Source organism: Glutamicibacter sp. AGC46 (genome assembly GCF_053543715.1).
In genome coordinates, this window is sequence record NZ_JBLVOJ010000002.1 from 31837 (window position 1) to 42897 (window position 11061).

Genomic DNA, 11061 nt, shown 5'->3' on the forward strand with positions numbered 1-11061 from the left:
AGCCCTAAGGCTGTATTTTCCGTCCGGCCAGATGCGCCGAGATCGCCTCGAACGCACGAATGGTCGGGAACAGCTTGGAAGCATCCTGCGGCAGCGGCCAGCTGGAAAGCTTGACCGCGACCAGCTTGGTCGCCGGATCCATATAGATCATCTGGCCATGGATGCCCAGGGCCACCGCGGCCCCGGTGGCAGGGTTCGGGAACCAGATCTGGTTCCGGTAGTGCCCGCCGGGCATCATGTTGTCGCCCGGGGACTGGGCGAACGCCTGGACCAGTGCGGGACCGGTGGCGAAGGTGTCGGCGATCCATGCCTCGGAGAGAACCTGCTTGCCGGTCAGCGCACGCCCGCCATTGACATAGAGATGGCCGAAACGCGCCAAATCGCGCAGGCAGGCGTTGAATCCGCCGTCGAACATTCCGGTGCCGAATTGGTCAACGCCCATCACCAGATCCTGCTGGGCACCGAGCTTGGACCAGACATAATCCGAAAGCAGTTCCTGCAGCGGGGCGCCGCCGGCGGCTTCCAGCACCCAGCCCAGGGCGTCGGTCTCGCAGGAACGGTATTCGAAGACCCCGCCGTGCGGTCCCTTGGCCTGCAGGGTCAGCAAGAACTCGTACATCCCGATAGGCCCGATGCCGCCACGCGACGGGGCCCAGCCGATGGCCTCCTCCAGCTGGCGCACCTCGGCATTGGGATCCAGATACTCTTCGGAGAATTTGATCCCGGAGCGCATATCCAGCAGGTCGCGCACCCGGGCGCCGGCATAGCCGCTGCGTTCCAACGCCGGCACGTAGGTGGCTACCGCCTGCTCGGTATCAAGCATTCCGGCGTCCACCAGCGCCCCGGCCAGGGAACCCACCAGGGTCTTGCTGACCGACATCAGCAGATGATCGGTCAGCGACGTCATGGTGTTGTAGTACTTCTCCCAGAGGATCCGTCCATTGTGCATAACCAGCACGGCGTCGGTATTGGTCGCGTGCATTACCCCGCGCACGGTCAGCGCCGGGTCGGTAATGCTCGCCTTGGCCACTTCCAGTTTGCCCAGCTTCTCCTCGGCCAGGTGCAGCCTGACGATCGGGCCATCGCCGCGCGAAACCTTCACGGTGGGATGGATCCTGGCGATGTTCTGGAATGAGCGCTTGATATTCTGCGGGTACTGCCAGGTGGCGATGTTCAGCGCCTTGCTGGGAGGACCTGCCAAGTTGGCCGCCATGTGCCCGGCGGCATCAGTCGCTTCAGTTGCCATGCTCTGATGGCGGAACGTCAATTCCCTTGTATTGGGATCGGATGCAGGAGATGAAGTGCTTGGCATCGATGCTGAGCTTGGTTTTCTTCTTGCCTTCGTACTGCAGCTTGGCCTTGGTGACCAGGACCCCAAGATCGGCTCCCTTCCATCGGTAATCCTCTACGCCGTAGATGCGCAGGAAGAATGCTTCCTTGTGGGTCTGCAGCTGGTGCCAGTCCAATGCGGAACGGGAAAATTGCAGCTTGCCGCGCGAGTCGAGGTAATAGTTTCCGGTGCGTGGGGCATGGGTGATGTACTGCAGGATGTCATCGGTTTCCTTGATGATCATGTGGCTCCAGACATCAGCCCCGCTCATCTCTTCCCAGCGAGCATTGATCTCGTCAACGTCCAGCTCGAATTCCACATCAAGGAATTCAAGCAGGTGGAAGAGGAACAGCGGCACGTCGGCATAGGCTCCGGCGGTGACGTTGGTGATGGCGCTGGCCCCGGAGATGCGCGGGTTCAGTTCGCCCAGGTACACCTCGTCGGTGTCGGTGTCCACCAGCACGTCCACCTCGAAGAAGCCGCGGTAGCCGGTGTCCTTCAGACCGTTGCCCACCTTGCGGACCAGATCGATGGCGCGCGAACGCTGCGAGTCGGTGACCACATCCGGGTGCATCTCATTGCCGCACCAGCCGCCCTTGTACGGAGTCAGTTCCTTGTAGCCGGCCAGTTCGGTCAGGATCGGCCCCACCACCGTGCCGCATTCGGTCAGCACTGCCTCAACGGCTACCGGCTGGTTGTTGATGCGCTTCATGATCTTGAGCTGTTCGCCGATGATGTTCTTGGCATGCGCCTTGAACTGCGCCTTCGAGTCGATGAAGAAGGTCGTCTTGCCCGAATCCCCGTAGGGGGTCTGGACCACCAGGTCCTTGCCCAGGCCGGCTTCCCCGGCCAGTTCCATGAGCTCGTCGTAGTTATCGGCGGTGCCCAGCACGTTGGGCACCGATGGTGCGCCGGCGGCATTGCCCAGCTTGGTGGTAACGATCTTCGAGTCCAGTTCGGTGCGCAAGGCGGCCGAGGGCAGGATCAGGTCGTAGCCCAGTTCCTCGCAGATTGATTCGGTTTCCTCGTCGAAGAAGACCATCGCGATCTTCGGCCGGGGACCGCCCGGGGTGCACTGGGAATCGATGTATTCGCGGACCTCGGAGTTCTCCAGCAGCCAGTTGTTGATCTCTTCGGCGCTCTGGAAATCGACATAGGGCTTCTCGGCGGGGGTGAAGACCCGCGGGTGGTGGCCGTCCCAGCCGTCGTAGTAGGTGATGTAGCTGAATTTGCGGACCCATCGGTCAAGGCCCAGCAGATTGACCGGGGTGGCGCCGAGGAAGAAGATCGGAGTGGTATTGGTGCGGAAGAAATGGCGAACTTCGCTCATGTTCTTCAGCTTGCGGTCCATGCGCAGGACCTTGGCCGGGAGATTCGCGGGTTCGGACTCGTTGTAGGCCGCGTCGACGGCGACGTTTGCGCTGAGCTGATCGGTAACAACGCGCGCCTTGTGGCGCAGCTTGTCCAGATCGCTGGGTTTGGGCATGCGGTGGCGAGAAGCCGGGGCGTGGGCTTCAAGAATGTTGGCCATGATGTGGAGATGTCCTTTGAAACTGTCCGAAGAAGGGCGGTTGCACGGCACAATGCGTGACAGTTTCATGCTCAGCGCTCATCGTAAGCACCGGCACACGTTCTGCTTAACGCGTGGTGAACATTGAGCCCGCCCCGCCGATGCGGCCTGTGACGTGGCATGCAACGGCAGGTTCGGGCTCAAAGCTAGGTAAAGGTTACTCCTTATTGCGGTAACTGGCGGCTGCTAGCCAGACACCGTCGATGCGAAATCCAGCTGCTGGAATTCGAATCCGGCCTGCTGCAAGACTTCGCTGGTGACCTTGCGGCCGGTCAACGCGACCCGGGCATTGGATCCCATGACCGCGGCGCCGATCTTGGGCAGCACCGAGCCGGTGGGCAGGCCAGGCAACCCCGCGATGGATCGCAAGGCGGCCATGACCTCGGCATTGCGCAGCGGCTTCGGGCTGGCGGCATGAACCAGGCCGGCAGGGATGGAGGGCTCTTCGAAGCCGAGCAGGCAACGGATCAAGCGCAGCCAGTCTTCCAGCCCAATCCAGCTGAACCACTGCTTGCCGTCCCCCAGCGGACCGCCCATGCCGGTATTCACCAGCAGGTTCAGCGGGCCAAGCAGGGGAGCATCGGGGTGCATCACCAGCGAGGTGCGCAAGAGATAGCGCTGCTCGGCGTTGACCGCAGCTTCGGCGAAGGCCTGCTCCCATGCCGAAGCGACCCCGGTCATTTCCGGCAGGGCGCGCTGGTCGCTGGGCACGGGGCTGGACTCGGTCAGCTCTTCCTCGCCGGCGTCACCGAAGATGGCGGTGGTGCTGGCCTGGATCCAGGTGGCCAGCTGGGGCACCGAGGCTGCGGCTTCGGCCAAGGTCTTGGTGGAGCCCACGCGCGAGTCGGTGAGCGCTGCGATGTTCTCCGGGGTGTTGCGCTTATCGACGCGCTCGCCAGCCAGATTGACCAGGTGCACCGTATTCTTGCTGGACAGCGCGCGGGCCCAGGGCCCCTGGTGCACGCCATCCCAGCTGTACTGCTCGGCAGGGAAATCATTTTCCGGGTTGCGGGTCAGCACCGATACGGAAATGCCGCGGCAGACCAGATCGGCGACGAGGTTGCGGCCAAGGAATCCGCGACCGCCGGAGATCACCACATGGGCATCGCGCTTGCGGTGCGCACCCGGGGCGATGATCCGGTACAGGCGGGCCGCCGCGATGGCGAAGTCCTTGCACAGGGCGTTGGCCACGGTGAATTTGAAAGCGGTGGTGCCCGGGCCGTTGAGCTCAGCGGTGAAGTGCAGCACGGATCCGTGCTCATGGGGCTCTACCTGCCAGCGCAAGACCATTTCACCGGCCGGCTGCGGCTGGGTGAACTCCACCATGAGGGTGTCCTGGTTGCGCCGGGTGATGGAACCCGAAGGCGCGGTGCTGCGGTGCAGCGGGCCGAAGAATTTGCCCGGCGGCAGCAGGTCCACCTTGGTGCCCACGCCGCGCTGGTCGTCATGCACGACGAAGCCGTCGAAGCTCTTCATCCACTGGCCGGTCTGCGACAGGTTGCCCACGATCGAGTAGACGGCCTGCGGGTCAGCGGCCAGGAACTGTGACTCGGTGCGCTGCCAGTGCGTGAATTTACTCGTGGTGCTCATCTTGGAATAGTTCCTTCCAGCTCGGTTTATCGGGCATAGCTCTAGGCTACTGTGCCCGGTGCACTTCGGCAGGATAGACATCGAAGCCTGCCTGAACTGTTACACCAGGGTCCCAGAACAGGAAAAGCTCCCTTGGTCCATGCGGACCAAGGGAGCTTTGCATCGGGGCGTTGGCTAGGCGGTAACCTTCGCGCCGACTTCCTGTTCCATTTCGGTGAACTCGGCATCGATGGTCGGGTTCGGGCGGTAGGTTGCCCGGGAAACCAGCCATGCGACAACCAGTGCGGCGAGGAAGCCCGGGACGATCTCGTACATGGCCGAGGCCAGCACGTCCACGTTGCCCCAGATGAACACCACGACGGCGCCGGTGACCATGCCGGCGAAACCGCCCACGGCGGTCCGCTTGCGCCAGTACAGGGCCAGCAGGACAACCGGGCCGAAGGCGGCGCCGAAGCCCGCCCACGCGAAGGAAACCAGCTCAAGGATGGAGGAGTTCGGGTTCAGCGCCAGCAGGGCGGCGATGACGGCCACCAGCAGCACGCCCGAGCGGCCCAGCATGACCAGGGCCTTGGGCGAAGCCTTGCGGCCGGTGATGTTGTACAGGTCCTCCACCAATGCCGAGGAGCAGACGATCAGCTGCGAGGACATGGTGGACATGATGGCCGCCAGCACAGCGGCGAGCACCAGGCCGGCGATCAGCGGGTGGAAGAAGATCTGGCTCAGCAGCAGGAAGACAGTTTCGCTGCTGGCCTTGTCCAGCGGCTGATCGGCGAAGTACGCGACGCCGATGAACGCGGTGGCGATGGCGCCCAGGGTGGTCAGGAACATCCAGCCAATGCCGATGCGCCGTGCGGTCTTCGCTTCGCCCGGGGTACGCAGCGCCATGAAGCGCACGATGATGTGCGGCTGGCCGAAGTAGCCCAGGCCCCACGCTGCGGTGGAGAAGATGGCCACGGCGGCCAGGATCGCGCTGTTGTCGCTGAAGGAGGAAAACAGGTTGAACGCTTCGGGATTGACTTCGGTGACCTTCGAGGTGATGTCCCCGATGCTGCCGATCTGGATGACTGCCACAATTGGCACGGCAATCAGCGCGGCGAACATCAGCACGCCCTGGACCATATCGGTCAAGGATGCTCCGAGGAAGCCGCCGAACAGGGTGTAGAGCAAGGTGATTCCGGCCACGAAGAACATGCCCGCAAGGTACTGCCAGCCGAAGGAAGCCTCGAAGAACTTGCCTGCAGCCACCATTCCCGAGGATACGTAGAAGGTGAAGAACACCAGGATGATCACCGATGCGCCGATGCGCAGCAGGTGGCTGTTGTCCTTCAGGCGCTTTTCGAAGAAGCTCGGGATGGTGATGGCGTTCTGCGAGATCGCGGTGTAGGAACGCAACCGCGGGGCGACGAACTTCCAGTTCAGCCATGCGCCGATGATCAGGCCGATGCCGATCCATGCTTCGTGCAAGCCACCGAGGTAGATGGCGCCGGGCAGGCCCATGAGCAGCCAGCCGGACATGTCGGATGCGCCTGCGGAAAGGGCTGCGACCCACGGCTTCAGGCCGCGGTCGGCCAGCATGTAATCGTCAATGTTGTTGGTGCGGCGATATGCAATATAGCCGATGCCAAGCATGGCGGCCATGTAAATTGCGATCGCAATCATCTGGAAAGTCTGGTCGGACATTTTTCCTCATTACCGTTTGTGCCTGGGGCTTTTCTCAGCCGCCATAGGCGCGGATTTCTGTGGTGCGAGTCACCACTATGGCACTAATTCTCCGGTTTGTCGCCGGGTGCCATCAGGTCTGTGATCATTCTGTTATCTACTCGACCGTATCGAAGTCTGCAGGGGTAGCCAAAATCGCGGAGTTGCTTGCATCACTCATTCCGGGCTGCGCGTGCAGCGATTTGCGCACCGCGCGGATGGCCGGGGACTGGGTGGAGGAATGCCGCATGGCGGTGAAGATGGTGCGCTCCGGAGAGCCGGGCAGATCCACCGTGCGCAGGCTGCTGCGCTGGTCGCGCAAAACCAGCTCCGGGAGCATCGCCACGGCGTTGCCTGAAGCGACTAACTGCACGTGAGCCTGCAAATCAGCGGTTTCGTAGCGCAGGTCCGGCTCGAACCCCGCAAGCCGGCAAGCCTGCAGGGCCCAGTGCCGGCTGGCGGCGCCCGCTGGCTCCACCACCCAGGGCAGGGAATTGGCATGCTCCAAGGTGTGCACCCGGTCGAATTCCGCGTTTCCGGCCGCGCCCCGTGCCGGCAAGGCCAGTCGGATCGGATCGTGAGTCAGAACACGCCGATCGAGGTTGTCATAGTGCGGTGCGGAATGCCCCGAGTACTGCTCCGCGACCACCAAATCGAAACTTCGGCTGCTGGTTTCATTCAGCGCGTCGGCTGGCTCCTGCTGGCTCATTTCCACCCGCAGATTGGGGTGCCTGGTGCGCAGTTCGCGCAGTACCGGCGGCATGAGCCGGAGCATGGCCGTCTGGAAAACCGCTAGCCGGACGGTTCCGGACACCGTGGACATGGCCGCGGACAGATCCGCTTCGGCGCGTTCCATGGAATCGAGCAGCTCTTCGGTGTGGGCCACCAGGATCTGGGCCTGCGGGGTGAGCTTGAGGGTGCGTCCGGTGCGCCGCAGCAGCTCCACTCCGGTTTCGGTTTCCAGCTGGCTCAGCTGCTGCGACACGGAGGAGGGGGAGTAGCTCAGCGCATCGGCCACCTCGGCAATGGTTCCGCGGATATGCAATTCGCGAAGCAAGCGCAATCTTCTCAGTTCAAGCACGGATTTCCCGCCATTCAGTTAATGGGGACTCACGGAGTCCAGACACTTCGGCAAAACCGAACGAACATCTTCGGTTTTGTTCACTTTTGCTTAAGACAATATAGGTTCATACTCGATCTTGCACACAGCTTTTCTTATCGGCCCACTGGCAGCAGCAGGCCGCCGGATTAGCCATAACGACATCAGCGTTCGGTGCCGAACCACAAGTACGAATTGCATCGAAGGGACCACCAGTGTCTTTCACCTCCACCCAGCACGTAGTGCCAGCCGCACTAGATGCCGACGGCAACCCGCTCACCTCGCCGGCCGAACTCGCTGACGACGTCATCAAGCTGGTGCGCCGCTGGCTCACCGAAGCTTCCGAATATCCCGTAGATGCCGCCGCCGCCCGCCTGGCCGGAGTGCTCAAGGACCCCAAGGGCCTGGACTTCACCGTAGGCTTCGTCGATGGCGTGATCCGCCCCGAAGACCTGAACGTCGCGGCAGCCAACCTCAAGGCGCTGGCCCCAATGGTTCCAGGCTTCCTTCCCTGGTACATGCGCAAGGCCGTCGCAGTTGGCGGCGCCATGGCCCCAATCGTGCCGCAGGTAGTTGTCCCCATCGCCCGCAAGGTCTTGCGCGAGATGGTCGGCCACCTGATCATTGACGCCTCGGATGCCAAGCTGGGCGGCGCGATCTCCAAGATCAAGCGCGAGGGCGTGGATCTGAACGTCAACCTGCTCGGCGAAGCGATCCTCGGCGAAGGCGAAGCGGCCCGCCGCCTGGATGGCACCACCAAGCTGCTGGAACGCGATGACGTGGACTACGTGTCGATCAAGGTCTCCTCCACCGTCGCCCCGCATAACCACTGGGCGTTCGATGAAGCCGTGGAGCACATCGTGGACAAGCTGCAGCCGCTGTATGAGCTGGCTGCCAACAGCCCGAAGAAGAAATTCATCAACCTGGACATGGAAGAGTACAAGGACCTGGAGCTGACCATCGCGGTCTTCACCAAGATCCTGTCCAAGCCCGAATTCAAGGACCTGCCCGCCGGCATCGTGCTGCAGGCCTACCTGCCAGATGCCCTGGGCGCGATGATCCAGCTCCAGGAATTCTCCGCGGCCCGCGTGGCCGAAGGCGGCGCACCGATCAAGGTCCGCGTGGTCAAGGGCGCCAACTTGCCAATGGAAACCATGGAAGCTGACATCCACGGCTGGCCGCTGGCCACCTGGCACACCAAGCAGGACTCCGACACCAGCTACAAGTCCGTGCTGGAATACGCGCTGCGTCCGGAACACGTGAAGAACATCCGCATCGGCATCGCCGGGCATAACCTCTTTGATGTCGCGCTGGCTTGGCTGCTGGCCAAGTCGCGCAACGCCACCGACGGCATCGAATTCGAAATGCTGCTGGGCATGGCCACCGGCCAGGCCGAAGCGGTGCGAAAGGACGTCGGCTCGCTGCTGCTCTACACCCCGGTGGTGCACCCGCAGGAATTCGACGTGGCCATCGCCTACCTGATCCGCCGCCTCGAAGAGGGCGCCAGCCAGGAAAACTTCATGTCCGCAGTCTTCGAGCTGGCCAAGAACGAGGCCTTGTTCGAACGCGAGAAGAACCGCTTCCTCGCATCCCTGGAAGCCATGTCCAATGTGGTCCCTGCCCCGCATCGCGTGCAGAACCGCCAGGTCCAGGATCCGTCGCTGAGCACCCGCGTGGCCGGTTTCGCCGACGGCTCCACCGAATTCTTCAACACCCCCGATACCGACCCGGACCTGAACCAGAACCGTGCCTGGGGACGCGAGATCCTGGCCAAGATGCAGGAATCGCCGCTGGGCAAGGAACTGGTCAAGAACAACACCCTGAACAGCGCCGGCGAACTCGACGAGTCCATCGCCATGGGCGTGGATGCCGCCGCCGGCTGGCAGCAGCTGGGCTCGGCGCAGCGCGCGCAGATCCTGCACCGTGCCGGCCTGCTCTTCGAGGAGCGCCGCGCCACCTTGCTCGAGGTCCTGGGCTCCGAATGCGGCAAGACCATTGACCAGGGCGATGTGGAAATTTCCGAGGCCATCGACTTCGCGCACTACTACGCGGAACTGGGCCGTGAACTGGATACCGTGGATGGCGCGAAGTTCGTCCCGTCGAAGCTGACCGTGGTCACCCCGCCATGGAACTTCCCGATGGCGATCCCGGCCGGTTCCACCCTCTCGGCGCTGGCCGCCGGTTCCTCGGTGATCATCAAGCCTGCCAGCCAGGCCGCCCGCGTGGGCGCCGTCATGGTGCAGTGCCTGTGGGATGCCGGCGTGCCCAAGGACGTGCTGCAGCTGGTCTTCGTGGGCGATCGCTCCCTGGGCCAGCAGCTGGTCTCCGATGAGCGCGTGGACCGCCTGATCCTCACCGGCGGCTACGAGACCGCGGAACTGTTCCGCTCCTTCCGCAAGGACCTGCCGCTGCTGGCTGAGACCTCCGGCAAGAATGCCATCATCGTCACCCCGAACGCCGACCTGGATCTGGCTGCGCGCGACGTCGTGCAGTCGGCCTTCGGCCACGCCGGACAGAAGTGCTCGGCAGCCTCGCTGGTGGTGCTGGTGGGCTCGGTGGCTGAATCCCGCCGTTTCAACAACCAGCTGATCGATGCGGTGAAGTCGCTGAAGGTCGGCTACCCGTGGAACCCCGAATCCCAGATGGGTCCATTGATCGGCGAGCCGGGCGAAAAGCTCAAGCGGGGCCTGACCACCCTGGGCGCCGGCGAGCGTTGGGCCATTGAGCCGAAGCAGCTCGATGACTCGGGCAAGCTCTACTCGCCGGGCGTGCGCTACGATGTGGCCCGCGGCAGCGAGTACCACAAGACCGAATACTTCGGCCCGATTCTCGGCGTGATGACCGCCAAGACCCTGGAAGAAGCGGTGGAGATCGTCAACGAGGTGGACTACGGCCTGACCTCGGGCCTGCATTCGCTGGATTCGGCGGAGATGGGCTACTGGCTGGAGAACATCCAGGCGGGCAACATCTACGCCAACCGCGGCATCACCGGTGCCATCGTGCAGCGCCAGCCGTTTGGCGGCTGGAAGAAGTCGGCCATCGGCGCAGGCACCAAGGCCGGCGGCCCGAACTACCTGGTCGGCATGGGCTCCTGGGTGGACGCCCCCGCCACGCAGGGCGCAGCGCTCTCGGCATTCGACCAGCGCCTGCTGAACACCGCAGAACTGGATTCGGAGCAGGCGCAGTGGCTGGGCTCGGCACTGGCCAGCGACAAGCTGTGGTGGAACAACGAGTTCAACCAGGCCAAGGACCGCTCGGGGCTGGTCGCCGAGCGCAACATCTTCCGCTACCGCGCGGTTGACGTGACCGTGCGCTTCGAAGAAGCCACCAGCGGCCACGGACTGGCCGAGGCGCTGCGCGTCATTGCCGCCGGTGTCACCGCAGGTTCCCGCGTGATCTTCTCCGCTGACGTGCAGCTGCCCTTGGGCGTGCGCAACCTGTTGGCCGAGAACTCGGTCACCGTGGTGCGCGAAGACGCTGCGGCATTCGCCGCCCGTGCTGCGAAGCTGGCTGCGAAGACCGGTCCGGAGTCCGCTGCCCGCATCCGCCTGATCGGCGGCTCGATGAAGGCTGTCGCCGAGGCAGCCAACGGCAAGCCGGATGTGGCCATCTACGCATCGCCGGTGACCGCTGCCGGACGGGTGGAGATGCTTCCGTTCCTGCATGAGCAGGCCGTATCCATCACCGCTCACCGCTTCGGCACCCCGAATCACCTCAGTGATTCGCTGATCTAGCAGGCAAGCGCATAAAGCAGTGGCCCGCATCCATTTATTT

Annotated in this window: 6 protein-coding genes; 1 reads left to right on the forward strand and 5 read right to left on the reverse strand. The window is 63.4% G+C overall.

What is annotated here, in order from left to right:
• Nucleotides 1-4 precede the first annotated feature (4 nt).
• The 5 genes from ACNPM8_RS00515 to ACNPM8_RS00535 form a co-directional block, all read right to left on the reverse strand.
• On the reverse strand, nt 5-1246 hold the full coding sequence (locus ACNPM8_RS00515) for a serine hydrolase domain-containing protein (protein WP_359192609.1): 1242 nt from the start codon (nt 1244-1246) through the stop codon (nt 5-7).
• Nucleotides 1236-2861: a biotin carboxylase gene (locus ACNPM8_RS00520; protein ID WP_105658878.1), complete on the reverse strand. Its 1626-nt coding sequence runs from the start codon at nt 2859-2861 to the stop codon at nt 1236-1238. The genes ACNPM8_RS00515 and ACNPM8_RS00520 overlap by 11 nt, the downstream gene beginning before the upstream one ends.
• Before the next feature lie 225 nt (nt 2862-3086).
• Entirely contained in the window at nt 3087-4490 is a 1404-nt protein-coding gene (locus ACNPM8_RS00525; RefSeq protein WP_166650866.1) for an NAD-dependent epimerase/dehydratase family protein, read from the reverse strand.
• A 174-nt stretch (nt 4491-4664) separates the two neighbouring features.
• Complete coding sequence (gene putP, locus ACNPM8_RS00530; RefSeq protein ID WP_448939025.1) at nt 4665-6170, reverse strand: sodium/proline symporter PutP; 1506 nt, start codon at nt 6168-6170, stop codon at nt 4665-4667.
• Nucleotides 6171-6306: 136 nt separating this feature from the next.
• The gene (locus tag ACNPM8_RS00535) at nt 6307-7269 is read right to left on the reverse strand and encodes a LysR family transcriptional regulator (protein WP_359192602.1); all 963 of its coding nucleotides are present in this window, start codon (nt 7267-7269) and stop codon (nt 6307-6309) included.
• A gap of 233 nt (nt 7270-7502) precedes the next feature.
• Here ACNPM8_RS00535 and ACNPM8_RS00540 point away from each other — a divergent pair, with 233 nt between their 5' ends.
• Complete coding sequence (locus tag ACNPM8_RS00540) at nt 7503-11021, forward strand: proline dehydrogenase family protein (protein ID WP_359192599.1); 3519 nt, start codon at nt 7503-7505, stop codon at nt 11019-11021.
• Nucleotides 11022-11061 lie beyond the last annotated feature (40 nt).